General features: G+C 64.5%; 23 protein-coding genes. 8 read left to right on the forward strand and 15 right to left on the reverse strand.

Annotation, left to right across the window (positions count from 1 at the left end; all coding sequences use genetic code 11):
• Positions 1-3: 3 nt before the first annotated feature.
• Genes ACTNFK_RS10565 through ACTNFK_RS10590 form a run of 6 tightly spaced genes read right to left on the reverse strand, consistent with a single transcriptional unit; the run spans position 4 to position 6231 of the window.
• A complete protein-coding gene (locus tag ACTNFK_RS10565; protein WP_435936785.1) occupies positions 4-756 on the reverse strand; it encodes an SDR family oxidoreductase in 753 nt (250 codons plus the stop codon).
• A complete protein-coding gene (locus ACTNFK_RS10570) occupies positions 753-1559 on the reverse strand; it encodes an SDR family NAD(P)-dependent oxidoreductase (protein WP_435936786.1) in 807 nt (268 codons plus the stop codon). Before ACTNFK_RS10570 ends, ACTNFK_RS10565 begins: the two co-directional genes overlap by 4 nt.
• A 9-nt stretch (positions 1560-1568) precedes the next feature.
• On the reverse strand, positions 1569-2681 hold the full coding sequence (locus ACTNFK_RS10575) for a histone deacetylase-like amidohydrolase (protein ID WP_435936787.1): 1113 nt from the start codon (positions 2679-2681) through the stop codon (positions 1569-1571).
• Positions 2674-3759 (reverse strand): ABC transporter permease, encoded by a 1086-nt coding sequence (locus tag ACTNFK_RS10580; protein ID WP_433646142.1) that lies wholly within the window; start codon positions 3757-3759, stop codon positions 2674-2676. The genes ACTNFK_RS10575 and ACTNFK_RS10580 overlap by 8 nt, the downstream gene beginning before the upstream one ends.
• On the reverse strand, positions 3756-5282 hold the full coding sequence (locus ACTNFK_RS10585) for an ATP-binding cassette domain-containing protein (RefSeq protein WP_435936788.1): 1527 nt from the start codon (positions 5280-5282) through the stop codon (positions 3756-3758). The genes ACTNFK_RS10580 and ACTNFK_RS10585 overlap by 4 nt, the downstream gene beginning before the upstream one ends.
• Positions 5257-6231: a sugar ABC transporter substrate-binding protein gene (locus ACTNFK_RS10590; RefSeq protein WP_445117162.1), complete on the reverse strand. Its 975-nt coding sequence runs from the start codon at positions 6229-6231 to the stop codon at positions 5257-5259. Before ACTNFK_RS10590 ends, ACTNFK_RS10585 begins: the two co-directional genes overlap by 26 nt.
• A 268-nt stretch (positions 6232-6499) precedes the next feature.
• Between ACTNFK_RS10590 and ACTNFK_RS10595 the strand changes: the two genes are divergently transcribed.
• From ACTNFK_RS10595 to ACTNFK_RS10610, 4 genes are read left to right on the forward strand one after another with little or no spacing between them, the layout of a single operon-like run.
• Positions 6500-8635, forward strand: coding sequence for a hydantoinase/oxoprolinase family protein (locus ACTNFK_RS10595; RefSeq protein ID WP_435936790.1), 2136 nt, complete (start codon positions 6500-6502; stop codon positions 8633-8635).
• Complete coding sequence (locus tag ACTNFK_RS10600; RefSeq protein ID WP_435936791.1) at positions 8632-10317, forward strand: hydantoinase B/oxoprolinase family protein; 1686 nt, start codon at positions 8632-8634, stop codon at positions 10315-10317. The genes ACTNFK_RS10595 and ACTNFK_RS10600 overlap by 4 nt, the downstream gene beginning before the upstream one ends.
• Positions 10318-10346: 29 nt before the next feature.
• Complete coding sequence (locus tag ACTNFK_RS10605; protein WP_435936792.1) at positions 10347-11177, forward strand: polysaccharide deacetylase family protein; 831 nt, start codon at positions 10347-10349, stop codon at positions 11175-11177.
• Positions 11174-12313, forward strand: coding sequence for a C45 family autoproteolytic acyltransferase/hydrolase (locus tag ACTNFK_RS10610; protein WP_435936793.1), 1140 nt, complete (start codon positions 11174-11176; stop codon positions 12311-12313). Before ACTNFK_RS10605 ends, ACTNFK_RS10610 begins: the two co-directional genes overlap by 4 nt.
• Here the strand turns inward: ACTNFK_RS10610 and ACTNFK_RS10615 are convergent.
• From ACTNFK_RS10615 to ACTNFK_RS10655, 9 genes are all read right to left on the reverse strand, one after another.
• Positions 12310-14007 carry an HNH endonuclease signature motif containing protein gene (locus ACTNFK_RS10615; protein ID WP_435936794.1) on the reverse strand — a complete coding sequence of 566 codons (1698 nt, stop codon included), beginning with the start codon at positions 14005-14007 and terminating at the stop codon, positions 12310-12312. The genes ACTNFK_RS10610 and ACTNFK_RS10615 overlap by 4 nt on opposite strands.
• A 236-nt stretch (positions 14008-14243) precedes the next feature.
• Positions 14244-14480 carry a hypothetical protein gene (locus tag ACTNFK_RS10620; protein ID WP_435936795.1) on the reverse strand — a complete coding sequence of 79 codons (237 nt, stop codon included), beginning with the start codon at positions 14478-14480 and terminating at the stop codon, positions 14244-14246.
• A gap of 230 nt (positions 14481-14710) precedes the next feature.
• On the reverse strand, positions 14711-15166 hold the full coding sequence (locus ACTNFK_RS10625; protein ID WP_435936796.1) for a cytotoxic translational repressor of toxin-antitoxin stability system: 456 nt from the start codon (positions 15164-15166) through the stop codon (positions 14711-14713).
• Positions 15159-15584, reverse strand: coding sequence for a hypothetical protein (locus ACTNFK_RS10630; RefSeq protein WP_435936797.1), 426 nt, complete (start codon positions 15582-15584; stop codon positions 15159-15161). Before ACTNFK_RS10630 ends, ACTNFK_RS10625 begins: the two co-directional genes overlap by 8 nt.
• A 205-nt stretch (positions 15585-15789) precedes the next feature.
• A complete protein-coding gene (locus ACTNFK_RS10635) occupies positions 15790-16374 on the reverse strand; it encodes a hypothetical protein (RefSeq protein ID WP_435936798.1) in 585 nt (194 codons plus the stop codon).
• 200 nt (positions 16375-16574) lie between these two features.
• On the reverse strand, positions 16575-18041 hold the full coding sequence (locus ACTNFK_RS10640) for a sugar transferase (RefSeq protein WP_435936799.1): 1467 nt from the start codon (positions 18039-18041) through the stop codon (positions 16575-16577).
• Positions 18038-18955 (reverse strand): hypothetical protein, encoded by a 918-nt coding sequence (locus ACTNFK_RS10645; protein ID WP_435936800.1) that lies wholly within the window; start codon positions 18953-18955, stop codon positions 18038-18040. Before ACTNFK_RS10645 ends, ACTNFK_RS10640 begins: the two co-directional genes overlap by 4 nt.
• Positions 18956-19011: 56 nt before the next feature.
• Positions 19012-20436 (reverse strand): tyrosine-protein kinase domain-containing protein, encoded by a 1425-nt coding sequence (locus ACTNFK_RS10650; RefSeq protein ID WP_435936802.1) that lies wholly within the window; start codon positions 20434-20436, stop codon positions 19012-19014.
• Positions 20437-20508: 72 nt separating this feature from the next.
• A complete protein-coding gene (locus ACTNFK_RS10655) occupies positions 20509-21186 on the reverse strand; it encodes an arsenate reductase/protein-tyrosine-phosphatase family protein (RefSeq protein WP_435936803.1) in 678 nt (225 codons plus the stop codon).
• A 45-nt stretch (positions 21187-21231) separates the two neighbouring features.
• Between ACTNFK_RS10655 and ACTNFK_RS10660 the strand changes: the two genes are divergently transcribed.
• The 4 genes from ACTNFK_RS10660 (at position 21232) to ACTNFK_RS10675 (ending at position 25243) form a co-directional block, all read left to right on the forward strand.
• Positions 21232-21807, forward strand: coding sequence for a CPBP family glutamic-type intramembrane protease (locus tag ACTNFK_RS10660; protein WP_435936804.1), 576 nt, complete (start codon positions 21232-21234; stop codon positions 21805-21807).
• 28 nt (positions 21808-21835) lie between these two features.
• Positions 21836-23647: a DUF4012 domain-containing protein gene (locus ACTNFK_RS10665; protein ID WP_435936805.1), complete on the forward strand. Its 1812-nt coding sequence runs from the start codon at positions 21836-21838 to the stop codon at positions 23645-23647.
• 83 nt (positions 23648-23730) lie between these two features.
• Positions 23731-24306: a hypothetical protein gene (locus tag ACTNFK_RS10670; protein WP_435936806.1), complete on the forward strand. Its 576-nt coding sequence runs from the start codon at positions 23731-23733 to the stop codon at positions 24304-24306.
• 160 nt (positions 24307-24466) lie between these two features.
• Entirely contained in the window at positions 24467-25243 is a 777-nt protein-coding gene (locus tag ACTNFK_RS10675; protein WP_504925862.1) for a WecB/TagA/CpsF family glycosyltransferase, read from the forward strand.
• The last annotated feature ends 918 nt before the right edge of the window (positions 25244-26161 follow it).

The following is a 26161-nucleotide window of genomic DNA, read 5'->3' on the forward strand; positions in this document are numbered from 1 at the left end:
GAATCAACTGGCGTGATACCCCCCGTCAACGGGCAAGACAGCGCCGGTGACGTAGGAAGATGCGCGACTCATCAGATAGTAACAAGATTCAGCGAGTTCGCGTGGATCGGCCACCCGTGCGAGCGGAACTCGGCGCAGCAGTTCCGCGCCACGGCCGGTCAGGCCTTCGGTAATGCCGAGGTGCACCGTGTTGACCCGAATGCCAAACGGCCCCCACTCGACCGCGAGTTGGCGTGCGGTGCCGGCGAGCCCGCCGACTGCCGCAGACATGGATGCAGTGCCAAAGCCCGGCGCGCTGTGCGCCACCCCGACATCGACCACGAGCACGACGGCACCATCTTCCACCTGTTGACCGCCGCGCAGTCGCAACATTTCGCGTGCGCCTGACTGCGCGAAGAGAAACCCCGAGAGCGGGTGATGCGACTGGGTCGCTTCCCAGCCGTCGGCTGACTCGGTGACCGCGAGCCGTGCGCGGGCATCGGGCGTATCCGATGTCGCGAAGTACACGAGCGCCGAGGCGGGATGCCCCCAGTTCGAGGACACCCTCGCGAAGCACTCTTCAACTGCCTGGGCATCCGACAGGTCCACGGGATAGGTCGGAGTGTCGGGCAGGGTGCCCCAGCTCTCATGCGGATCGCTGAAGACCGCAATCTTCCACCCGCGTTCGCGGGCGAGTTCAACGAGCGCCTGCGCGGCGGGGCTTGCGGCACCAGCAAGCACCAAGCCCGGCGCAGCTGTCAGCGTATCCGTGATCACGCGAAACTCACTCCACCGTTCACCGCAAGATTCACACCGGTGACGTAGGAGGCTCCTTCTGAAGCGAGCCAGGACACAGCCTGGGCAACGTCATCGCTCGTGCCATGCCGACCCATCGGCACCTCAGCACGCAGTTGCGCAAAGCGGGTCTCGACGGAGATTCCGCGTGCCGCCGCCTGCGCAGCCACCTCCGCTTCGTGCATCGGAGTGAGAATGTAGCCGGGGTCAATGGCGTTGCAGGTGATCCCTTCCTCGCCGAACTCGAGCGCCATGAGACGCGTGAGACTGTACACCGCTCCCTTGCTCGCCGAATAGTCGCCACCGTTGGGTGCCGGATCATGCGCGAACAGTGACGCAAGGTTGATGACGCGCCCCCGCGACGATCGCGCCAGGTGCGGCAGGGCGAGCTGGGTCATACCCACCAGTGCGACCACGTTGATTTCGAGCGTGTCACGCAGATCTTGCAGCGCAAGGTGGGCGATCGGCCCTCCGGCGCCCCCGGTAGCGGCATTGTTGACGAGCACATCGATTCCCGCGAATCGTTCGGCGACCTCCGAAACGAACGAGGCACGAAAGAGCTCGTCGCCAACATCGCCCACCCGAACCACTGCGGTGCCCGCGATGAGTTCGTCTCGCCAGGTGGTGAGCAGCTCAGGGTTGCGGTCACAGATACCGAGGAGAAACCCATCGCTGTGCAGGCTGCGGGCAATCGCGTAGCCGATGCCAGACGCGGCCCCGGTGACCAGGGCTACCGGGGCCGCCTCGTGCGGCTGGTGCGCCGCGGGTGCTTCTGAATGAGTCATCGTGCACGCTCAGTGCGCGGGGACGAGCGGAACCAATTCGGCCGCGCGGTCTACTGCTACTTGCTGCCAGGGCTGCAACGCGAGCTGCGGGTACGCGCTCAAGAACGCCATGTTGGGGTCGTCCACTCCCGATGACTTGCCGCTGAGCGCTTCAAGCACCGCCATGCCACAAAACGGCACATAGCTGGCGGAGTACCCGCCCTCGTGCGAGAAGACCAGGCGACCCTCGCACAGCTCTTCGGCAGCCTCAACCATCTCGGCCGTCATCGCCCGGAATCCCTCGCTGGTCACCACCATGCGTCCGAGCGGGTCGGTCGCCGCAGCGTCCATGCCGCTGCCCACAATGATCAGCTGCGGGCGGAAGCGTTCCAGCGCAGGCCGCACCACGCGGCGGATCGCGTCGAGGTATCCCCCATCTCCGGTTCCGGCGGGCAGCGGGATGTTGATCGAAGTTCCGCGCGCACGCTCGCCACCGTTTTCCTCGCGGAAGCCAGAATCCACCGGATAAAGCTGCTCCTGATGCAGTGAAATGTTGAGCACCGAGGGGTCGTCCCAGAATACGGCCTGCGTGCCGTTGCCGTGGTGCACGTCCCAGTCAACGATCGCTACCCGTTCGATACCGAACTCGGCCTGAGCCATGCGTGCCGAGATTGAGGTGTTTGCGAAGATGCAGAATCCCCGCCCGCGATCGGGCTCGGCGTGATGCCCGGCAGGCCGCACCAGCGCATACGCATTGCGCACCTCGCCCGTGAGCACTGCTCGCGTGGCGGCGAGCGTCGCACCCGCCGCAAGCCTCGCGATGGGCAGCCCTTGCGGGCCAAAGACCGCAAACTCGCCGGCATCGCCACCGGTCGGATTCAGGTCCACCACTCGTTGCAGATACTCGGGAGTGTGAGCTCGCAGAATCTCTTCATCGGTCGCCTCGTGGGCGCGAATCGCGTGCAGCTCTTGGTCGAATCCGGAGACCTCGACCAGCGAGGCGAAACGCCCCTTCGTGTCGGGGTTATCAAAGGGCTCGCCCGGCTGCACGAACCCGCCCGCCGGGAAGAAACCCGAACCATTCCCCGTGTTGTGCCAGTTAAAGGCCTCGCGCCATACCCAGCCTGTACGTGAATTAGTCATCTCGCTTACCCTTCCGTTCTGCCTGCGCGGCGTATTCGTCAGCCACGGCAAGCGCCTGCGTGGTGGAGTCTTTTCCAGCATCAAGCTCGGTCAGAGCGAGTCGACCTCGCTTCGCCCAGGAACGCTTGAGAATCCGCTGGATCGACTCGTCCAGGCTCACCGCGATAACCAGGGTCAGACCGACAATCACGGTCTGCAGGAAGGCAGAGGCCTGCAGAAAGATGAGACCGCTGCGCAAGACGCTGAAGAACAGCAAACCCGCGAGCACCCCTCCCATACGACCGTAGCCCCCGGCGAATGCCACACCACCGAGGAGGACCACCGTCAGCGCCTGCATCTCCATACCGAGGCCGATTGCGGGGCTCACCGACTGCACCTTGGCACTGAGCATAATGCCTGCGAGCGCGGCGAAAACACCGGAAATGATGTAGAGAGCGAAGCGGGTTCCGACGACGCTAAGACCCATGAGGTGAGCGGCGCGCTCATTGCCACCGATGGCGTACACGGTGCGGCCAGCGCGATGGCGCGCAAGCACGTACCAGGCAATTGCGGCGACGACCAAAATAATGAGGAGGCGCAGCGGGATCGGACCGACCATGAACGAACCGATGGAGCGGAAGGCCTCAGGCAGGTCGGTGCGGGTGATCGTACGCCCGTTCGTGAAGAGCATGGCGAGACCGCCCCACACGCTCAAGAAGCCGAGCGTGATCACAATCGGGTTCAGGCGCAGGTAGGCCACCAAGAATCCATTGATCGCCCCTGCCACAGCACCGAATGCCAAACCGGCCAAGAAGCCGAGTATGACGGAACCGGAGTTGACCATGGTGATGCCGGAGGTGACCGCCGCAACAGAGGCAATCGACCCGACTGAGAGATCCACGACGCCGGTGATCAGGAGGAACGCCATCGGAATGACGATGAGCCCCAGCTCCGCCACCTGCAGCAGAATATTCAGACCGTTCTGCGGCGAGAGGAATCTCGGGTTGACAATACTGAAGAGGATGATCAGCGCGATGAGAGCGACAAAGATGCCATTCTTCGCAAGCTCGGTTTTGAAGTCAAAACGGCGAGTTTTCATGAGTTCCGGACCTTCCCGGTGGTTTCGGCAAGAGAGAGCAAAGTGGTGAGGAGGGTGGCTCCGAAATCTTCGCTGCGCTCGACGGGCGAGTAATTCGTGTCTGCGATGACATAGGCGCGATCGCAGAGCAGCTCGATTTCGTCGGATTCGGAGGAAGCGACGAGCACAGTGGTTCCGGTCTCGGCAATAGCCCGCACGGCGCGCACGATGTCGAGGCGAGCCCCGACGTCCACGCCTTGGGTGGGCTGGGCGAGGAGGAGCAATTTCGGCGGCTGAACGAAGGCCCAGCGAGCGATGAGGTGCTTCTGACGGTTGCCACCGCTGAACTCATCGATCGGTGCAGCACCATCGGGCCCCAGAATTTGCAGTTCAGACCGCGCGAGGTCGTAGGCTTCCTTCCCCGTCCCAGAGTAGATCCACGCACCGCGACCAGGGATCGTGCGATACCACGGCAGGAACACGGTGTCGAGCGCCGTGTTGCCACTGATCAGGCCGTCGCGCTCGCGGTCAGCGGGCACGAGATGCACACCCGCGCGCACTGCCGACTGCGGCGAAGTGCTCTGCACTCGGGCACCGTCAACGCTGAAGTCGTAGGTACCCTGTAGCCCGAACATGCACTCGAGAATCTCGAACTGACGACCGCCAGCCATCCCGAAGAGTCCGACGATTTCGCCTGCACGCGCGGTGATTCCCTCGAACGTCCCGTGGAGCGCGACGGCCTCCGGCTGCTCGGCGAGGTGGCGGCGTGCGAGATCGTCGAACTCGGCGTCGGGGGCGAGCGCCTGCGACAGGGTGCGCCCGTCATACGCTGACGCGAGGCCGTCGGCCTGCACGCGACCCGCTCGCAAGATCACGATCCGGGTGCACACATCCAGGATGTCGGGGAGGCGGTGTGAGACGTAGATCACCGTGACCCCGTCGGCGGCGAGCTGGCGAATGAGCGCGTGCAGCGCGTCGGTCTCGGCGCGACCCAGTGCCGCGGTCGGCTCATCGAGCATCAACACGCGCATGTCGCCGCGCACGAGCCCGCGGGCAAGATCCACAAGCTGTCGTTCGCCGAGTCCCAGCGAAGCGACCTCGCGGTCGAGGTCAAGGGTCGCGCCGACGCGCTCGAGCGCGGCCTGGGCCCGCGCGCGACGCGTGCCGCGAGGTGCCAGATCCTCTTGCCCGAGAAAGATGTTCTCCACCACGGTCAGGTTGTGAGCGAGAGCGGGTTCCTGGTGGATCACGGTGATGCCCAGCTTCGCCATCTGGCTGGGCGAGGGCTTCACCGGCGCGGATTCGCCGCCGACTGAGACGGAGCCACTGCTGGCCGCGAGCGCCCCCGAGACGACGTTGAAGAGCGTCGATTTGCCGGCACCATTGTGACCGAGCAACCCCACGATTTCGCCCGACCCGAAGGAGAGCGACACATCGTCGAGCGCTCGGGTGGCCCCGAAATCGACCCGCAGGCCGACCAGCTCAAGCTGGGCGGCCTGCGGCTCTGCGAGGCGGTGACTACTCAACGCGGAAATCATCAGCATTCTCCGCGGTCACACGGGTGGAGGACATGTTGATGTTCTCGGGCGTACCACCATCAGCTGCGTCGAGCAGCAGCTTCACGATGTTGTCGGCGAGCTCAGCCGCGGGCAGGATGTACCCGAAGCGCCAGATTGAGTTCTCCTCGACAATGATGTCGAGCGATTCGTTGGTCGCGTCGAGGGCACCCAGCATGTAGCTGCTGTCGTCGGGTGCCACGCCACGGTCGGCGAGGGCTCGGTAGGCACCGATAAGCTGATCAGAGCCAACGGAGAGCCACAGTTTGGTGTCGGGCTCTGCGGAGAGCTGGTTGATGGCGGCGTCGTAGCTCTCTTCAACGCTCAGGGTCGAGGCCTCAGAGATCTTCACGTTCGCGCCGGCCTGAGCCAGGCCTTCCTTGATGCCTTCGGAGCGATCTCGGCCGAGATCGGTCTCGTAGTAGGAGTAGAGGAAGAGCCCCACCTCTTCGTCGCCGTAGTTTTCGACGATCCACTCGCCAGCTTCAGTGCCGAGCGTCAGCCCGTCCTGATAGTTGTCGATGAGCAGAGCGGCCTGAATGCCCTCCCACTCGGTGGCGTACCCGAGTACCGGGATCCCGGCAGCATTTGCCTGCTCGGTCACTGGGAAGACCGAATCTGATTGCACGGGGTATCCCATCAGTGCCTTCAGATCGCCGCGCACAATCCACGACTCCCAATCCTGCACCTGCGTCTGAATGTCCCACGCGGGATCGTGCGTGAGGAACTCGTAGCCCGCTTCTTCAATTTGGGGTTCGATCATGCCGAGCATGTCTACCCAAATCTGGATGTTGAGGCCAGCGAAGCTCATCGCAATCGCGCCCTTGCTTTCACCGCCGCCCGAATCGCCACCATCTGCGCTGGGGCTGCACCCAGTCAGGGCTGCAGACACTCCAAGCGCGCCAGCAAGTGCGAGTGCCGCAAATTTTTTCTTCATCATATTTCTCCTTGAGAATGCGTCTTCATTGACCATCAGAAGCCAAACTATGCGCCGCCCGCTGGCCACCTCATCGGCAGATTGACGTATTTCTTGATCCACGTGTGCAGGCGCGCCTCCGACGCTCCGCATTGACCTTCATAAATGTACGTCGAATGACGCATGAACCGGGCGACGCAGTCGGCCGAGAATGGCTCCAGGCCACCCGTGCCGCAGTTACTCAGGCGTGTTATCGCCTGCCATCACAAGACACTCTGGGGAGTCATCGATGACTGAACCGAATACGATTTCACCGTCCGAAGCCGCACCCGACCATGCTGCAGGAGCCGCTAGCACACCCGCCGGAGCCCGGTGGACGATCAGTATTGACACCGGCGGCACGTTCACCGATGCGATCGCGCGCAGTTCGCACGGTGAGATCCGTGAGGCGAAGGTCGCCTCCACGCCTGAGGATCCGTCGACCGGGCTGACACACGCGGTGCGAGAACTCGCAGCAGCCGGTGTACGTCTCGCCGATGTGAATCTCGTGTGTCACGGCACGACCGTCGCCACGAACGCCACCCTCACAGGCAGCCTGGCTCGCGCTGCCCTCGTGACCACGGCTGGTTTCCGGGATGTACTGGGGTATCGCCAATCCAACCGCCCCGACGTTTACAGCTTGACGCCGAAGCGGCCTTCCGACCTCGTCCCTCGTGGCCTGCGCTTTGAGATCACCGAGCGTCTGAACTCTGCGGGCGAGGTGCTCACCTCCCCCAGCAAGGCAGACATCGACGCGGTGATCGCGCAGCTTCGCGTCGCTGACCCCGATGCGATCGCGGTGTCATTCCTCTTCAGCTATCTGAACGATTCCCACGAACGGCAGGTCGGGGCCGCAATCCGAGACGCGTTCCCTGATCGTCCGGTGACGCTGTCTTCTGAAATTGCCCGTGAGTTCCGGGAGTATCCCCGAACCGCGACGGTCGCCATCAACGCAGCGCTGCGCCCCATTGTTGAGACCTACCTCAACAATGCGAGCAATGCGTTGCGAGATGCCGGAGTGGCTGCCCCCTTGCTCGTGATGCAATCCAACGGTGGCAGCGTGCCTGCGATGCGCGCTGGCGCTGAGGCGCACAAGCTAGTGCTCTCGGGCCCGGCAGGGGGCGTCGCTGGCCTCCAGTCGCTCGCCGAAACGCTCGCAGAGCCCAACCTGATCAGCCTCGATATGGGCGGCACGTCCACCGATGTGTGTTTGTTGCGGGGAGCGACGATTCCGTTCATTACGACACAAGAGATTCAGGATCACACCCTGCTCGCCCCGACCGTCGACATTCACACAATTGGAGCCGGTGGCGGCAGCATCGCCTGGCTCGATCCTGCGGGCAGCCTGAAGGTTGGCCCCGCGTCCGCAAAGGCGGTGCCCGGGCCCGCGTGCTACGGGCGTGGCGGTGTCGAGCCCACGATCACGGATGCGCACACGGTACTCGGTACCCTCGGCGCTGGGGAGCTCGCCGATGGCCTCACGATTGATCGTGAGCTTGCGGTGGCCGCGGTGAAACGGATTGCGGATCCGCTGGGCATGAGCGTGGAGGAGGGTGCACAGGCGATCATCGCGATCGGGCTGGCCCACATGATTCGCGCCGTGCGAAAGGTGAGCGTTGAGCGAGGGCTCGATCCACGAGAATTCTGCCTCGTGCCGTTCGGGGGCGCAGGCCCCCTGCACGCCGGACTCATCTTGCGCCACCTGGCGCTCAAGAACGTGATTGTGCCGCTGCGGCCCGGGCTCTTTTCTGCCGATGGCCTACTCGTTGCCGGCCTCCGCATCGACCGGTCGCAGACGATCCTGCGCACCGTGTCGGAGGAGAGCGCGACAGAGATCGCCGAGTGGCTGGATCTCAGCTCGGCCGAGTCCCTCGAACAGTTCGCCGCAGATGGCATTTCGCCCGAGCAGATCCGCACCGAGGCCTCGTTGGACTGCCGATACCGCGGCCAGGGCTTCGAGCTCGGCATCACGCTGCCCGATTGGACACCCGAGACCCTGCACACGGTCTCCGAACGGTTCCACGCTGCGCATGAGGAACGGTACGGCCACAGCAACACTGATGAACCGGTTGAGATCGTGACCATCAGGCTCGCATCTACGGGGGCCATTGATCGCGACCGCGAGACACTCACCGAAGTACCCCGAGCTTCCTTGCCGGGTGACGCGGTGCTCAGCACCCGACGGGTGCTGCTCGATGACTTCGGGTGGATCGACACGCCGATCATTGACCGCGCAAGCCTGCCGGTGGGGTGTGAGTTTGAGGGCCCCGCAATTATTCAGCAGATGGATGCCACGACCGTGATTTTGCCCGAGCAGCACGTGCGCGTGCTGAGCACCCGAGATCTCCTCATCACCGACGCACGTCAGAACGGGAACGCAGCATGAACGCCACCACCGCACCGAGTGAACACGCACCGAGTGAACACGCACCGAGCATCGGTACGGTGACCTTCGAGGTCGCCTCCGCTGCGTTGCAGTCCGCCGCCGAAGAGATGGGCAGCGTGCTGAAACGCTCGAGCTACAGCCCCATCATTCGCGATATGGATGATTTTTCGTGCGCGATCTTCACTGCGACGGGCGAACTTGTCGCCCAAGCCGACTACATCCCCGCGCAGCTCGGGGCGATGTCGCTGGTGGTGAAGTCGGTGCTGCGCCGCTGGGAGGGACGCATCAACGAGAACGACGCGTTTATCTGCAACCACCCGTATCAGGGCGCGATGCACCTGCCCGACGTGAACATCGTGACGCCGATCATGGTCGATGGCGAACTCATCGCTTGGGCGGGCACCGCCGCCCACCACATCGACGTCGGCGGCGTGAACCCTGGCAGCGAGGGGCCTGAACTGACCGAGATCTACGGCGAGGGAGTCATCATTCCCCCACTCCGTCTGTCGGTCGCCGGGGTTGAGAACGAAGAGCTGGTGGATCTGCTCACCGAAAACTTCCGTGATCCCCTGAGCACGCTCAGCGATCTGCGGGCTCAGCGGGCCTCGTGCAAGCTGGGCGAGGAGCGCGTGCACGAACTTGCCCGGCTGTATGGCACCGCGCAGTTGTTGCAGATCATGCAGCGGATGCTCGATGTTGTTGAGACCGCGGTGGCCAAGCTCTTGCAGGGCCTGCCCGACGGTGTGGGCGAGGCCGAGGGGGCGCTCGATGATGATGGCCGGGGCGGTGCCCCCACGCGCGTGCACGCACGCATCGAGAAGCGCGGCGATCGGCTCCACATCGATCTGTCGGGTTCCGACCGGCAGACCGCCGGCGCGATGAACATTCCGTGGGCGAGCGCTCGCGCGGCGTTGGTGTATGCGGTGCGCTGCGTGGTGGCGCCGGGGCTCGGCTCAAATGATGGCCTGCTGCGGGTGCTCGACATCACCGCGCCCGAGGGCACTGTGGTGAACCCGATTCCGCCGGCTGCAGTGTCGATTCGTCACAACAGCTGCCAGCGTTTGGCTGACACGCTCATTCGTGCGATGTATGCAATCTGGCCAGATCGCGCGGTGGCGTCGAGCACAGTGAGTTTCTTCTGTTTCAACGCGGGATCCACCAACCCCTCAACCGGGATCCCCTCGGTCATGGCCGATGTCGTCGGCGGCGGCACGGGTGCCAACGCGTGGGGCGACGGGCTGGATGGGGTCGACACCTACATGTCGAACGTAGGGGTGATGCCCACCGAGGTGGTCGAGACGAACTACAACATTCGCATCAGAAAGACTGAGTTTCGGGCGGGCTCGCAAGGGCTCGGCGCGTTCAATGGCGGGCTCGGTCTTGTGCGCGAGTATGAGATCCTCGCGCATCCGCAGCACGTCACGTTCTATTCCGAGCAGACTGACGCGCGCTTCGCCCCCGAGGGCGCGTCGGGCGGCAGCCGCGCTGCGGCGACCATCATCACGGTGATCGGGCCAGACGGGGAGGAGCTGGACACCCCCATGAAGGCCTCTCGCATTCTCGAGCCCGGCACGATTGTGCGGGTGGAGACCGCGGGCGGCGGCGGATTTGGCGACCACGCCCAGCGCGAGCCTGAGCTCGTGAAGTGGGATACGAGCGAAGAGCGGATCCACGCATCGTGAGCCTGGAACTGCATGCCGAGGAGGAACCGATGAGTGCGTGGCCCGAGAACCGACCGTTCGCGGCAACCATCAGCTTCGATTTCGATGCCGAAGAAGTGTGGATCGGCGAGAACCCGGCACACGCCAACGCCCCGGGCGTGCTCTCGCAGGGTGCGTATGGGGCGAAGGTGGGGGTGCCGCTGATTCTCGATTTGTTGGCGCAGCATGAGATTCGAGCGACGTTTTTTGTGCCGGGAAAGGATGCCCTGCGGCATCCCGATGCGGTGCGCAGCATCATCGCTGCCGGGCACGAGGTGGCGCATCACGGCCACTCGCACCGGTCACCCACAGCGCTTGCGTCGGGGGAAGAACGAGCCGAACTCGAATCGGGGTTGGCTGCTCTGCGTGAACTCGGTGCTGAGGTGGTGGGGTACCGCTCGCCCTCGTGGGAGTTTACCGATGACACTCTTGATCTCTTGCAGGAGGCCGGGTTCGACTACAGCTCGAACCTGCTTGATGATCTGGTACCCTACCGTCACGCTCAACACGACCTCATCGAGGTGCCCGTGTCGTGGATACTCGATGACGCGCCCCACTTCTGGTTCGCGAATGATACGTGGGAGAAGACCATGCGTTCGACCCGAGAGGTGCTCGAGGTGTGGCTGCCCGAGATCGATGGCATTGCACAGATTGGTGGTCACGTGATGCTCACGATGCACCCCATGCTCATCGGGCGCCCCTCGCGCCTGGCGATGCTCGATGAGGTACTCACCCATCTCAAGCAGCAGGGGGCTTGGATCGCGACGACTCGCGAGGTGGCCGCGCATGCTCGCGCGAGTGGCCCGATCGCCCTGCGTCGATGGCAAGGAGGGGCGGCGTGACACTCCCCCGTATTCGCATCAGTGGATCCCCCGCAGAACGCAGTGAACAGTACGGGCGACTCGCGCGCGAACAGATTCTGCACATTCGTGCCGGGTACGAGCATGCGTTTGCCGCGAAGGGGACGAGCTGGGAGCACGCGGTCGACTTCGCGCGCCAGTTTCTTCCGTTCATTGACGCGCACGCGAGCCATCTGCGGGGCGAGATGGAGGGAATCGCCGCGGGCAGCGGTCTGAGCTTTGACGAGATTCTCACGCTGAATTGCCGGTCAGAAATCTTGTACGCAGCGACGGTTCGCACGCACGCGAGCATCAAGGCCGGAAGCGCGTACCCTGCGATGCCGCTGCTTGGGGAGTGCAGTGCGATGGCGTTGGAGGGAGATCGCACGTCGACCGGGCAGCCCCTGGTGGCTCAGAACTGGGACTGGCTTGAGGCGCTCGGACCCGGAGTGATCCTGCTCGAAGTCGAGCGAGAGGACGGGCCCAACTATGTGACGCTGGTTGAGGCGGGGCTACTCGCCAAAATGAGCATGAATGCGCACGGGGTCGCGATGGGCATTACGACCCTCGCGTCAACGCGCGATGGCACGCCAGCCGGGCTTCCGTTTCATGTGTTGATTCGTATGCTTACTGATGCGCCTCACGTGTCGGCGGCTGTTGAGATGCTTGCGAGCGTTCCTCGCGCGACCGGGGGTAATTTTATGCTGGCGACGGCGACGGGGGCTGTGCTCAACATCGAGACGTCTCCGGGAGCTGCCGAGAATATCTCGCCACAGGTGAGTCTTTCGGGCGCGCTGGTGCACACAAATCATTTTCTTGACCCGGTGCCGGGGGGCGCAGATCTCGCGGCGCTTGCGATGCCCGACAGCTTCGTGAGGTACGGCCGGCTGTGCCGCGCGGTGGATCAGCACGAGCGTCTCTCACACACGGAGATTCAACGCGCGCTGAGCGATCACGGCGACTTCCCCAATTCCATCTGCTGTCACCCCGATGTCGTGACTGACCCGCGGAGCCGCTGGGCCACACTCGCGTCGGTGGTCATGCACCCAAAATCACGCGCGCTCGAGGTCGCACAGGGTACGCCGTGCAGTTCTGGATGGGATCAACTTGACTATTCGGAGTTGCTCGCTGCAACCTAAGCGGGACTATCGGTTGGCGCACTTCTCCCCTGGCCCGGCGCCGGTGGCGGCGGTGGCGATGATCCCTGTGCTGGCGGTGATCCCGACGGTGGCGGTGCTGGAGGGGGTGGAGGCGGCGGTGCCGGCTGTGGTGGCGGAGGCGGCGGCGGCGATGCCGATGCCGATGCCGATGCCGATGGCGATGGCGATGGCGACCCGGCATAGGCGTACTCGGGGCGGTCGGGATGATCCACCCCGAGCGGGCTCGTCCAGATCAGCGTGCCACCCGGTTCTTGCCGCACCGACCAGCGTGCCGTGTCCAGCAAGTCGGGATGTTTCAGCGCGTGGTGGCGTTTGCACATGAAAGCCTGATTCTCGAGACTGGTCTTCCCACCGTTCATCCACTCCACCGTGTGGTCAACATCGCAGAAGTGGGTTGGCATTCGACACCCTGGGAACCGGCAGTGCTGGTCTCGGGCCTCGAGCGTGCGCCGCATCGCTTCCGTGAGCCGATACCGGTCGGTGCTTGTCACCCCGCCGTCTTCGTTGAGGCCCACACGGTTCCAGCCCGGCGCGACCGCGGAGAGCTGCCTCGCGGTGACCGCGTCGATCGGCCCGTACCCCGACAGGGTTGCATGCTCAGCGTGCTCCCCGGTGGGAAGCAACACCGTGATCGTCGGGGCAACACCCAAGATCCCGGCCCGATGCGTCGGAGCCCGCCAAACACGACCGGCACCAGCACCCGATTCGTCATCGTCGGCGAGGCCCGCACACCGCTCCGCGTCGATCTCACAGGGGTTCCCGGTCACACCGGTGAGCAGCAGATCGGCGAAGATATCGGCACGGAGCTGATCCATGCCCCGCACATCCACATCAGGATCCGCGGCCCCCGTCGCACCGATCGCACGCTTCGTGGCGCGTGCACCCTGCGTCAGACGATCGAAAATGCCATACGCCAGCACCGCCGACACCTCCGCCCCGATCTCCGCCATTCCGTCTTCAAGCTCCCGCACCCACACCCGACGGCACGCCACCGCCGCCTCGTGGCGCACGTCAAGCGACACCGGGTCGAGCGATTCTGCGACCTGCCGCAACTTCGTACGCAACCTCCCCGGGGTGAGCTCGCCCGCGAGCTCCAACGCCCGCGACTCGAACCCGGCCCGCACTGTGGCGCCCTCGGCCCCGCCCGGCAGCTGCGCCCCCGCCGCGACGATCGCGCGCACATGCGCCGTGGTGATCTGCCCTACCCCCAACGCCGTCAACACGGTCGGGAACCGGGTCGCGAGATTCCATGCCTGCGAGCACTGCTCAAGCAACGCACGGTCACTCACCTGCACCCGGGTCGCGCACTCCGCAACGAACGACCGCAACACCACATCCTGCGTATCCGAAGCCCCCGGCGCCACCTCCTCGCGCACATGCTGCGACAACGCGACGATCTTCGCGAGCGCCCGCGCCTGATCTGCCTCGGCCTCGGCCTTGCGCTTCGTCGCCGCGACCCAGTCGTCGCGATACCCGGCGAGCAACACCAGATCGTAATCGTGGATCGGACCGGGCCCGCCAGGCTTCCCACGCCCACCACGGCCCGCATTCGCGCCGCCACCCCCCGGGGCAACAAATCGCACCCGCGAGGCCCGCGCGTCACCCGCACCGGGCGCCGAACCGGCAGTGCCAGCGGACCCGGCTTCGCCGCGAGTGAGGGTTTCTTCGAACATATGTACAGTCAACCAGGCACCACCGACATTCACGACCCGCGAGCACCGATTTGGGCCCAAAAATTCCACCACGTCCGTATTGCGCACCCTGCATAACGACCGGAGCTGAGATCTAAGCGGCAGCCCGGCTACTCCCCTGGCACCAACTCCGCAAAGCGCTCGTAGTACGCATCATGAAACGACCGAAACGTCTCACGCAGAAAACCCGGCTCGTTCGCATACTCGGCGAGGCCGCTCTAAAAGAACTCCTTCTGGGCTTCGAGCACGATGAACGGCATCACACCGTTCTGCAAGCACTGCTGAAACATCACGATCCGCCCAACGCGCCCGGTGCCCGCCTTGAGAAGGCGGTGATAGTTCTTCAGTGGCTCAGCGGTGATAGTCGCGTCGTGGCTGTCAATCATCACGTCAAAAAGTTCACAACTGTTCATCGTTTCAACCACATCGTCGACCCGCACAGCATCGCCAGTCACAGTGCGAGTTTCGTAGATGCAGCGCGTCTGATCTTCGTCGAGCAGACTGCCTTCGATGCGGTTGGTGTTTTAAGCCATCAGCACCTGGTTCAGATGGTAGAGCCCACCCTTAAGCCGCATCGCGCGCTGCTCCCGGAGCGCCTGCGCAAAGCGCTCAGACCCAATGGGGTGCTCCTCGTCGCGAGGCATGATTCGCCCTCCCAGCCCTGGCGTCAAGTCGATCTTTCCACCTATTTCGGCAGTGGATCATCACCGGTTTCGCGCTCTGCCCACAGGCGCGCATACATCCGTGCAGCGCCGGCCCCGTCAAGCCCTTCCAGCTCCTGCTGGGTCGCTCCAAGCTTCACGAGCTCACGAACGAGACCGAGCGGGATTGACTTTCGAGGTGGCTCGATGTGCGCTTCTCCGCGGTCTGGAAGCGCACCGCCGGTGACGCATCTCCAGAATGTCCCGTCGTCGACCTCGAGCTGGTTCCTCAGTATGTGTCGCCAGACTTTCGCCGAGTACTGAGTGCCGTTCACGGGACGTGAGATGCGCGTGCGAAGCACTCGACCGTCCCAAAGCACCAGCTTGTAGGTACGGTGATGTGTCACCGGCTTACCGGTTGCACCTCTCACAATCTCCCAATGCTCATTCACACAGAAGGTGTCGTGGTCGTCGCGAGACGCGGGTGGGTGCCTATTCACTGCCGCGTTCCAGCCATTCCAGAAGTTCGGCGTCGCTCGAAAGCTTGATCAGCTGCACAAGTGCCCAAGCGCCCGCGTGGTTGGGTGCCGGTTGAAGATGGTCTTCCCAGTCTTCTGCGTACTCTCTGAGCGACAGGATGAGGTCGCTCAATGCGTCTTCAACAGTGAGCCCCTCCGACGCAAATGGGCGACCTTCCATGAGTGCGATTGCACCGCCATTCTCGAATGAGACCTCTACTCGCGGCGAAACAGTATCGAAGAAGTACTGGCGAAGTCGTTCTGCGCCCATAACAACACTCACGGACTTGGAGTCGCGGCGCATCGTGACCGTACGGCCATGTTCTACTGCGTCAAAGACTTCGCGCAGGTGAATGCGCGTATCTGTGTACGACGGGTAATCCACTGCAGGGACGGTCATGACGATTCCTTAAGCGACGGGGACACCTTACACGAGAACGTACGTCACGCCCGTCACGTACGTTGAGTACGCCCAGCCTACCCTCGCCTGCCTCTGGCGTCCAGCCAAAAAATGGCGCACACACCGCACACACCGCACCACACACAGCAAAACCGCCGCACAGCCAGAAGGCTGCACGGCGGTTTCGAGGAGAGAAAGTGGAGCGTTACTCTGCGAGCTTGCGCTGCTTGCGCACTGCGCTGGCGACGAGCACGCCGCCACCGACGAATGCGAGTGCGCCGCCGGCAACCCATGCCCAGAGGAGCTGGTCGCCCGCTGCACCGGTCGTTGCAAGGCCGGTGCCAGCGCCGCCTGCAGCAGCGCCACCTGCGCCAGCGCTGCCCACGGAGATGGCAACGGATACGGTGCCCTTCGAGGGGGAGCTTGCGTTGAGCGAGTAGGTGCCCGACGCATTGGCCGGCAGCGTGACCGCCACGGGAGTGCCGCTTGCGCCAGCAACCTTGTTGATCGACGGGGAGTTGTTCACCACGGTGCGGAAACTCGCAAGAGTGGCACCCGCGGCGTTCTCGCCGGTGAGGAAGAAGGTCACGGTTTCACCGGGCGTAAAGAGGGTTGCCCCGAAAGTAATGGTAGTGGTGCCACCCGGCGCGACCACGGTCTGACCCGTGTAGCCGTCGGACGGGGCCGGCGGGTAGGCGTCGACAGCCATAGCGGCGGCGGGCACGGCGACAAGTGCGGCCACGGCCAGCGCGAAGCCAGCGACTACTTTCCGAATACGTGAAGTCTTCATTGATTCTTTCCCCCCATTTTGACTGAGAATACGCTGAAGCGTCTCTCGGTCACATTAAACACATAGCTCCAACGTAGTTGACTTCGTCCAACATTGCGAGTCCGGCAGGTTAACATCGCGTAAAAATCGGGGCATCATCCACGCTGAAGCAAACATAAACCTACGAAATCGCCCGACTAAGCCCGCATGAACCGACGAAATCAGTAGGATCCGTCGCTCTTCACGACGGCCTTCGCGGTTTTCCACAATATTGCGAGGTCACCCGCAATTGACCAGTTCTCGACGTAATACAGGTCGAGCCGCACCGACTCCTCCCATGACAGGTTCGAGCGGCCGCTCACCTGCCACAGCCCGGTGATGCCGGGTTTCACCAGGAATCTGCGGTGCACGTGCGTGTCGTAGAGCGCCACCTCGCTCGGCAGCGGCGGCCGTGGCCCAACCAGCGACATGTGCCCGGCGAACACGTTGAACAGCTGCGGCAGTTCGTCGATGCTGGTGCGGCGAATGATCCGCCCGATTGGGGTCACTCGCGGGTCGTTCTTCATCTTGAACAGCACGGTGTTCTCGCCGAGCGTCTCGTCGCGCTGCAGCGTGGCGAGCTTCGCCTCGGCATCGATCACCATCGATCGAAACTTCAGCATGGTGAAGGTGTTGCCCTGAAACCCCACCCGCTGCTGCCGAAACAGCACGGGTCCGGGCGAAGTGAGGCGAATGGCGAGCGCCGCCGCAAGCATGATCGGAGACACGAGCACGATGATGAGGCCAGTGAACACGAGATCCGTCAACCGCTTGATGATGCGCCCGATGCGCGAGAATCGCGGCATTTCGACGTGGATCAGCGGCAGCCCCGCGACGGGCCTGGTGCTGATGCGCGGCCCACCCACGTCGGTAAGCGCGGGCGTCACCACGAGGTGTTGCCGGCCCGGCTCGAGCCCCCAGCTGATCTCGCGCACCTTCTCGGCGGGCAGCTCTTCGGCACCGGTCACGGCGACCGTGTCGGCACCGGTGAGGGCCATCGCGGTCTGCACGTCGTCGACCGAGCGCCAGATGGGCACCCCGAGCGACTCGAGGTCTTCGTGCGACCCCGAGGGCACGCAGGCCCCGACCACCCAGTACCCGGCGTACGGGTTGCGCGCGAGATCGCGGGCGACGCGCAGCACCGAGGTGGATCGCCCCACCAGCAGCACCCGCGCGCTGTACGAGCCGACCTCGCGCTGGGCGCTGAGCCACTGGCGCCACAGCCACCGAGAGGCCCACAGCGCCACCACGCCAAGCGGAAAGGCGATGAGGAGGTAGCCGCGGGCCACGTCGACGCGCAGCAGGAAGGCGAAGATCGCGATGACGCCGAAAAGCCTCAGGCTCGCGTGAAAGATGCGCTTGTATTCGTCTGAACCCGAGCCGATGACGCGGTGATCGCGCGAGTCGAAGAGGCCGAGCACCCACGCCCATGCCAGCACCAGCCAGGTCGAGAAAAGCCAGTACGAGACAGTGGAGAGGCGACCGTCCTCCCGAATCGCAACGTCGGCGTTGCCGGCGCCAAACCAGTAGATCTGGGTGCCAAACACCACCCAGAAGAGCACGAGCAGGTCGGTGAGCAACAGGCGGCGCGCGTAGCGGTGACGCCAGTTCAGCGCGGACCCAGCCGTCTTCACCTGCTCGGCGGTCATGATTCCCAGCTCACGGTCTCGATTCCCGTGTCGCTCCAGATCCAAACAGTGGATCCCGCGGCCTGCACCGCGAGCACCCCGCTGCCGGGGGTGCAGAGCTGCGCGGTGTTCGCGCCGTCCGCGCCCCACTGCTGCAGCAGCACGCCGTCACACTCGGCCACGGCTTCGCGTGCGGTGACGAGGGCCCCGTCAGCGGTGGCCGAGGCCGCGACCACGTTCGCGAGGGCGATCGGTTGCCAGACGCCGGAGATCCACTGGGCGACCTGGCCTGCGCACACGACGACGGGGGCCGCGGCTGGTGCCCCGGATACCGCCCGCGCGGGTGCCTCGCAGGGCAGGGGCAACTCGGCGGTCGGGGTTAGCAACACACCTGCGACCGCATCGACCGCGGCCGCGCCGGTGATCGAAGCCGGGTAGGCCTGCCAGAAGTCGCCACCGGTGAAGGTGCGCAGCACCTGAGTCTCGCACTCGGGGCCGACGCGCACGACGGCCTCGGCGGTGGCGGCGTTGATGGCCTGCAGCCACAGCACCTCGCGCACGTCGATGCCTGCGGGGGTGACGGCCGCCCAGGTCTGCGCATCGTCTGAACGCTCCATCGCCACCGGGGTGGCCGCAGCCGCCCCAACGGTGCAGGTGGCCGCGGCGGCCCGCCACAGCACCGTCTCGTCGGCGAGGCTGAGCGATGCCATCGAGGGGCTGAGTTCAGGAAGGGCGGGTGGCTCCTCCGTGGGCACGGGTTCGGGGTCGACCAGTTCGACGGCCAGATCCACCGGGCGACGCTCCGGCTGCTCGCCGGCAGCAGCACCCAGCTGCAGCGAGGCCATCACGAGGGCGAAGACCACGACGGCAAGCACCACCACGCCTGCCCACGTGAGCAGCGGCTTCAGCGCAAATTGCACGCGTGCTCGCCCCATTGCAGCCTCTCCCCCAGTGTGTTTGCGCAGTCAGTGTGTTCGTGCAGAACGCGGCGTTACGACGCTGCCGGTGCCTTACTTCGGCGCCCCCGGCGGCCCTTCGGCTCGGCGGCCGCGGTGTACCCGTACCCGTAGTGGCCGTACCCGTAGCGGCCGTAGCCATACGAGTCGGGCCCCTTGGTCGGAATCATCGAGAGCACGAGCCCCGCAACCTTCGCACCGGCCTGCTCGAGGCTTCCGATCGCGCCCTCCAGCTGATGCCGGGTGGTGCGACCCACGCCCACCACCACGATCGCGCCACCGGCGGCCTTCGCCACGACCGCGGCATCTGTAACGGGAAGCAGCGGCGGCATGTCAAACAGCACCACGTCGAACGCGCTCTCGAGATCGCCAATGAGCTGGGTCATGGCCTTCGAACCGAGCAACTCGCTCGGGTTCGGCGGCACGGTGCCGGCGAGCAGCACGTAGAGCGTCTGCCGCCCCCAGCGCTGCACGACGTCGGCGAGCTGCGCGCGCCCGGCCAGCACGTCAGAGAGCCCGGCACCACCCTCGAGGTCGAGGTACGAGGCAAGCTTGGGGCGACGCATGTCGGCGTCGACGAGCATGACCTTCAGGCCCGCGTCGGCCATCGCGACCGCGAGGTTCGCGGCGGTGGTCGACTTGCCCTCCGACTGGATCGAGCTGGTCACGACGAAGCTCTTGCGGCCGTCGAGATCGATGAACTGCAGGTTAGTACGCAGCGCCCGGAACGATTCGGAGCGCGGCGACCGCGGATCCTCTTGCACGATGAGCGGGCGTTCCTTCGCCTTCGGGTCGAAGGCAATGCCGCCCAGGATCGGTGACTCGGTGATCTCGCGCACGTCGCGCTCGTTGCGCACGCGGGTGTCGAGCACCTCGCGCAGCACGGCGATGCCGACGCTCAGGGCGAGGCCGACGAGCAGGCCGAGCGCGAGGTTCACCGGCACGTTGGGGCTGGCCGGGGCACTCGCCACCTGCGCCTGCTGCACCTGCGTGAGCCGCACCGGCGACACCTCCGAGCCCGCCGGGCGCTCGATCGCCTCGACCGTCACGGCCAGGCTCTCGGCGATCGCGTCGGCAAGTTCGGCGGCGAGCACCGGGTCGGAATCCGAGACAGTGATGTTGATGATCAGGGTGTTCAGCGCGGCCGAGGCGCTGACCTTCGCCGCCAGCTCTTCGCTGCTGGTGTTGAGCTCCAGCTCGCCGATCACGGGCACGAGCACCGTCTGCGTCGAGACGAGACTGACGTAGGTCGAGACGCGGGCCTGCGTAAAGGTGTTGCCCTGCTGCAGCTCGGCCACCGACGAGGTGCCCTGCGCCGAGACGAAGACCTTGCTCGTCGATTCGTAGAGCGGGGTGCGGGTGAGCGAATATGCCGCAGCCGCCCCCACACCGATGAGTGTGATCACCACGATGAGTAGCCAGTTCTTGCGCAGCACGCGAATGTAGTCACGCAGTTCCATGCGTGCGACCTCCCCCTTGAGCGGGGTCGAGCCCCGCAAGTCGATGTGCCAGGCGCCCTGCGCCAGCCTGCGTCAATCCTGCCATAGCACCGGAAGTGAGAGCACGCGGGCGACGGCGTCAAGGCCCGGCTGCATCTGCTCGGCAGAGAGGGCGTAGGTTTTTTCGCTGCGCAGATACGGGTCGACAACGTCGTCTTCGGCGGGGTCGCCGGGTGGCGGGGTCATGCCGCGGGCGTCGGAGAGCAGCCCGAGCACCGCGGTGAGCCGCGACTCGGGGTCTGCGGTAACGAACGGGCCGTCGACGGCGCGCGCGAGCGCCTCATCGTCGAAGTGGGCGGCGAGGCGAGCAAACTCGCGCAGTGTGAACGTGCGCCGCAGCAGTGCGGGGGCGAGCGCCACGATCCGGGCTCGGTGCTCGCGTTCCATGCCCAGCACGAGCGAGGCACCCTGCAACACGGCCTCGCCGAGGTACCGGCTGCCGTGGCCGGCGGGTTCGCCGCCGAGGCGCGCGCTCCACCTCGCCGCGGGTTCAGGCATCGACTGTCCGGTTTCGGCGTGCGTGCCGGCGCTCTCGATCACGAGTCGCCCAGAAGTGGCGGCCGGCAGGTGCGCGAGCTTGGCGCGCAGCACCTGCTCGCCCAGCGGAGACCGGCACAGGTTGCCCGTGCACACCATAACGATCCGCACCAGGCCCCCCTCCTGCCGAGCGCCCGACACGGGCACACCGACGAGTAGTCTAGCGGCATTCAATGAACTTCCTATTTCGCGAAAGTTACGCTCGCTAGGCTGGGCACCGTGATCGATTCCTCCCCCGCCGCGCCCGCGCCGCGCGTCGCCCACAATCTGGGGGCGGATCCCACGAAGCTCATGCTGCTCCCCCGCTTCGCGGCGATCGACCTCGCCTACGCGTTGCTCTTCGGCATGGCCCTGCGCAGTGTCGCGGTGGGGCTCGAGGCCCTCGCGGCCGGCGGGTTCGCCATGCCGGGCCTGGTGCAGTTCGACGGGCAATTGGTGCCGGCGCAGTGGATCTGGATGATCTGGGTGCCGCTGCTGCTCTCGCCGGTGGTAGAGGAGTGGGTGTTTCGCGGCGTGCTGCAGCCGCTCGCGGCGCGCGGCTTCACCCGGGCGGGCGCGCACCGCGGCACGGCCACGGCGGTCGCGGTGGTGTTCGTCGCGGCGCTCTTCGCGGCCGGGCATGTGGCGCTAAACCCGGGCGGGTGGCCGCTGGTCACCGCATCCGTGACCTTCGCCGCGGGGCTCGCGTGCGGCGCACTGGCCGCCTTCACCGGCCGCCTGGGCACCGCGATCGGCGTGCACTTCGTGTTCAACGCCACCGGGGTGGGCATGCTGCTGCTCGGCACCTTCGGCTGAGCGCCTGCGAGTGAGTACCCTGGGAGTGATGACCGACACGACTGCCGCCCCAGCCGCCCAGCCCCTGCGCACGAGGCCGCGCCGCAGAGGCCGCCGCACGTGGGTGTGGATCATCGTCGGTCTGCTCGCGACCCTCGTCGCAATTGCGGCGTGGATCGGGATCCGCGGGTGGCTCGCCTACCAAGAGGTGCAGACGGCCCGCGCCGCGGTCACAAGCATCGGCGAACAGCTCACCGCAGACCCCGCTGCGGCTGCCGCATCGCTCGCAGAGACGGGCGCACACACCGAGCGGGCCGCTGGCCTCACCTCCGACCCGATCTGGCGCGCGGCCGAGATCGTGCCGGGCCTCGGGCCCAACCTCGCCGCGTTCCGCATCACCGCCGACTCGCTTGACGCGGTGGTGCGCGAGATCGGGGTGCCCCTGATCGAGCCGGCCTCGAAACTCGAGGCCGCGCTGAAGCCGGTCGATGGCCGACTCGACCCGGCCCCCCTGCTCGCGATGCAGCCCGTGGCCGCAGACGCCGCCGCGCGCATCACCGAGGTCGAGGCGGCGATGGCCGGCATCGACACCGATGCGCTGCTGCGACCGCTCGCCGAGGCAGTCGACGAGTTCGCCGCCCAGCTGGCTCCGGTCTCGAGTGGCGTGCACGCGGTGCACGGCGCCACACAGCTGGTGCCCGCGCTGCTCGGCGCCGACGGCCCGCGCGATACGCTGCTGCTCTTTCTGAACAACGCCGAGCTGCGCTCGACGGTCGGCATTCCCGGGGCGCTGGCGCTCGTGCACACCGACCAGGGCGCGATCTCGCTCACCCAGCAGGCCTCCACCCGCGACTTCCCAAGGTTCGACGAACCGGTCATGACGCTGCCTCCCGAAATCCGCGGCATTTATGGGGATCGGCCGGCACTATGGATACAGAACGTCACCTACGCACCCGAGTTTCCTCTCTCGGGCGAACTCGCGGTCACCATGTGGGAGAGGCAGTTCGGCACCCGGCCGCAGGCCGTGATCGCACTTGACCCGTTCACGCTCGCGGGCATCCTCGGGGCCACCGGCGCCATCACCCTGGCCAGCGGCGAGACCCTCTCGAGCGACAACGCGGTGCAGTTTCTCCTCCACGATGTCTACATCTCTTACCCCGATCCGGCCATGCAAGACCTAGTGTTTGCAGATGCGGCCGCCCAGGTGTTCGACGCGGTGGCCTCGGGCGGCTACGACCCGGTCGCGCTGATCAGCGCGCTGGCGACCGCCACCCAGGAGAACCGGGTGAAGGTGTGGAGCAGCATTAAGTCGGAACAGGCCATTATCGCGGGCAGCCAGATTGCCGGCACGCTGCCGCAGAGCACGCCAGGCGAGGCGCGGTTCGCGATGCTGCTCAACGACGGCACCGGCTCGAAGATGGACTACTACCTCGCAAGCAGTGTCGAGGTCGTCTCTGGCGGCTGCCCGGTAGACGCGGTGGATCCGCGCGTCACACTGCGCGTCACACTCACAAACACGGCTCCGGCCGATGCGGGGGCGACGCTGCCCGACTACATCACGGGCGGCGGCTGGTTCGTCGATATGCCCAAGGGAGACATCCTGACGATCGCGCAGGTGTACGCACCACCGGGCTTCGAACTGCAGCGAATGACGTTCGACGGGGCAACCGAGGGGCCGGGCTCGTCGGAGTTCGCCTTCGAACGCTCGCTTGCCACCTGGAATCCGCGGCTCGCGCCCGGGCAGAGCAGCGTGCTCGAGCTCGAGTATCTCGCATTCGACCACGCGGGGGCAGAGCTGGCCTGGCATCAGACCCCAACCTTCCAGCACACCGGTACCGACCCTGCCGGCCGCCTCTGTTAGGCCTCGTGTATCGTTAGGCGGAGTATGTGTAATGCCGACACGCGGTTTTGCTCGACATATGCACTCTTGCTGGGGGAACACACATGAATTCACGCTTTCTGAAGCGCGCACTCGCGACGCTGGCACTCGCGGCGGCGGCGCTCCTGACGGCTCCGGCGATGGCGCAGGCGGTTGGCGAGGGCTACCCCGCAGACGATTCCTACCAGGCACCCCCCGCGTCGATTGCTCCGGGCGGCACGGTGACGCTCGGGTTTCCCGACGGGTCTTTCGCTGGCAATCAACCGGTGAGCTTCACATTGAACGGCGAGAACGCGGAGTCGGGTGCCACAATCGCGTCGTTCCGCACCGCGATTGACACTCAGAGCAGGGTGCTCAACGCCACTCTTCAGGGTGCGCTCACCGCGAAGGTGACCCTGCCGACCAACGCGGTGGGCACCTACAACCTCACCGCCGCCGCTTTTGGCACTGGGTGGACGCGAACCTGGAAGATTACCGTGGCTACTCCTGGTGGTTCAGCGAGCGCCTCCGAGCTCGCTGTCGGCGGCTCAGACTCGAACCAGGCACTGTGGATCTGGGTCGGCGGCGGATCACTCGCCCTCGTCGGCGGCGGGCTCCTCGTCGCCAGTTCGATCCATAGGAAACGTAAGCAGGGTGAGTAGCATTTCAAGAGGGCTTGGGCGTGATACTAGCAACGACCAGAAGTAGCCTGAAAACATCTGGAGGCCACAATTGCAATTTGCTTTGCCGTCTTTTTCTTTGAGAAGGCTTAAGCCTGCCCCTTGAAAACACATTAGGCTTGCAGCGGAACGAAGGAGCAAATTGCAAGCATTAGGGCCAGGCGAAATTCGCTGGGTAGGTGACGTTCCGTTTCAGGTGACCAACATGCGCCACGCATTGAGATGGTTTTTTGACGAAGCGATCCACAACCGACTCGGAACAAGCATCAGATTCACCAATGCATATTGCGTGGCTCTGGCGGATACCAACCGTGAGTATGGACTGCTATTGCAGTCCAGCGGCGTGAACTTTCCCGATGGCACACCCGTTGTATGGTTCCTCAACTCAAGCCGGAAGATGAGTCTCAGTGCATCGCGTGTGCGAGGGCCGTCATTCTTCGCTGCAGCCCTAGATGAAGGACAGAAACATACCGAAGTGAGTCATTTTTTTCTTGGCGGCTCGCCTCAAGCCTTGGAACTCCTTATGCTGCGCATCAAGGAGAAGTATCCGTTGATTACAGTGGCAGGCTCCTATTCGCCGCCATTCGGTCCCGTGGACAGACAGTTTCTAGACTCTTGTGCTGAGGAAGTTCGTCTCGCGAATCCCTCCGTGATCTGGATAGGCTTAGGCACCCCCAAGCAAGACCACGTCGGTGCGGAACTCAGTTGTCGCCTAGGCATACCAAGCGCAGGTGTCGGGGCAGCATTCGATTTTATGGCCGGGACCGTCAGGGAGGCGCCAGCTTGGCTCCAGAACTCTGGTCTTGAGTGGCTATTTCGATGGGCTGTCGAGCCCCGGCGGCTCTGGCGCCGATATGTATTTGGTAACGCTAGGTTCCTAAAGGTTGCGTTGCGGCGAAAGCCCTACAATGAGCGGTGAAGATTCAAATCCCAACGAAGCCCCGAAGCACCATATTAGGCGCCATTACAACTTCGATGCGCACATAGTCGGGCTCATGCACCGCCAATGCCCCCCCCCACCACCACCGTGAATGAGTGAAGCTTCATGAGCACGGAAGAACTTAGACCGGAAGCCTTGGTGGCCCCTCCGTGCGCCTCAGAGAGAAATGGTGAACGAGGCGCAGGATGGCAAGTACTCAGAGTCGATCATCAAGATCAGCGAACTAAAGTCAGTGAGAAACTAAGCAGGGATGAACTGCTTGCACGGTTTCGTAATTCAAAGTTGCCTATGATTCCTAGTCTCCAGGACACTGCCTTTCGGATAGCAATTGAGGCCGTCATCTCAGGCTTTTGGATGGTTGCGCATAAGTTCGGCGGTCCGCACACACTGACTGGCGAAGCTGGGCTCATAGTGGAGGCCAATCCTCCTCAACGACACGCTGCAACGACGGATGAAACAATCCCGCTTTCCAGTCGCCCATCCGGCCAGGGAAGACCCAATTGGTCCAGCAAAAGACTTAAGCTGAGTATCGCTCACTGGTATGGGGAAAAACTATGAGAATTCTAATGATTCACAACGACTATATGTTGCGAGGGGGAGAGTTCTTCTCAGTAAGGAGCGATGCATCGTCTCTTCGGAACCTCGGGCACGAAGTCGAACTCATAACCATAAATAATGCTGACATACTTACAAGACTCGGTAAACACCGTTTTGCGCTCGAGATTCACTCCCCAAAAATCGGCCCCAGAATGGTCGCTGCTAAGTTACGGGAATTCAAACCAGATATCGTACATGCCCAGAATCTTTTTCCGCTATTCGGGGGGGAGACTATCAATATCCTTTCGCGCTCTCGCACGCCATGGGTGAGAACCCTGCGGAATCACCGACTGAGGTGCC

The organism is Leucobacter fengyongliangi, assembly GCF_052386045.1.

Excerpts from the sequence above, each read along its gene's own strand:
- ACTNFK_RS10650 (WP_435936802.1), bottom strand. The coding sequence starts at position 20,436 with ATGGAACTGCGTGACTACATTCGCGTGCTGCGCAAGAACTGGCTACTC.
- ACTNFK_RS10575 (WP_435936787.1), bottom strand. The coding sequence starts at position 2,681 with ATGACTAATTCACGTACAGGCTGGGTATGGCGCGAGGCCTTTAACTGG.
- ACTNFK_RS10645 (WP_435936800.1), bottom strand. The coding sequence starts at position 18,955 with ATGGGGCGAGCACGCGTGCAATTTGCGCTGAAGCCGCTGCTCACGTGG.
- ACTNFK_RS10615 (WP_435936794.1), bottom strand. The coding sequence starts at position 14,007 with ATGTTCGAAGAAACCCTCACTCGCGGCGAAGCCGGGTCCGCTGGCACT.
- ACTNFK_RS10665 (WP_435936805.1), top strand. The coding sequence starts at position 21,836 with ATGACCGACACGACTGCCGCCCCAGCCGCCCAGCCCCTGCGCACGAGG.
- ACTNFK_RS10595 (WP_435936790.1), top strand. The coding sequence starts at position 6,500 with ATGACTGAACCGAATACGATTTCACCGTCCGAAGCCGCACCCGACCAT.
- ACTNFK_RS10670 (WP_435936806.1), top strand. The coding sequence starts at position 23,731 with ATGAATTCACGCTTTCTGAAGCGCGCACTCGCGACGCTGGCACTCGCG.
- ACTNFK_RS10640 (WP_435936799.1), bottom strand. The coding sequence starts at position 18,041 with ATGACCGCCGAGCAGGTGAAGACGGCTGGGTCCGCGCTGAACTGGCGT.
- ACTNFK_RS10635 (WP_435936798.1), bottom strand. The coding sequence starts at position 16,374 with ATGAAGACTTCACGTATTCGGAAAGTAGTCGCTGGCTTCGCGCTGGCC.
- ACTNFK_RS10570 (WP_435936786.1), bottom strand. The coding sequence starts at position 1,559 with ATGACTCATTCAGAAGCACCCGCGGCGCACCAGCCGCACGAGGCGGCC.
- ACTNFK_RS10605 (WP_435936792.1), top strand. The coding sequence starts at position 10,347 with ATGAGTGCGTGGCCCGAGAACCGACCGTTCGCGGCAACCATCAGCTTC.
- ACTNFK_RS10580 (WP_433646142.1), bottom strand. The coding sequence starts at position 3,759 with ATGAAAACTCGCCGTTTTGACTTCAAAACCGAGCTTGCGAAGAATGGC.
- ACTNFK_RS10590 (WP_445117162.1), bottom strand. The coding sequence starts at position 6,231 with ATGAAGAAAAAATTTGCGGCACTCGCACTTGCTGGCGCGCTTGGAGTG.
- ACTNFK_RS10600 (WP_435936791.1), top strand. The coding sequence starts at position 8,632 with ATGAACGCCACCACCGCACCGAGTGAACACGCACCGAGTGAACACGCA.
- ACTNFK_RS10585 (WP_435936788.1), bottom strand. The coding sequence starts at position 5,282 with ATGCTGATGATTTCCGCGTTGAGTAGTCACCGCCTCGCAGAGCCGCAG.
- ACTNFK_RS10630 (WP_435936797.1), bottom strand. The coding sequence starts at position 15,584 with ATGACCGTCCCTGCAGTGGATTACCCGTCGTACACAGATACGCGCATT.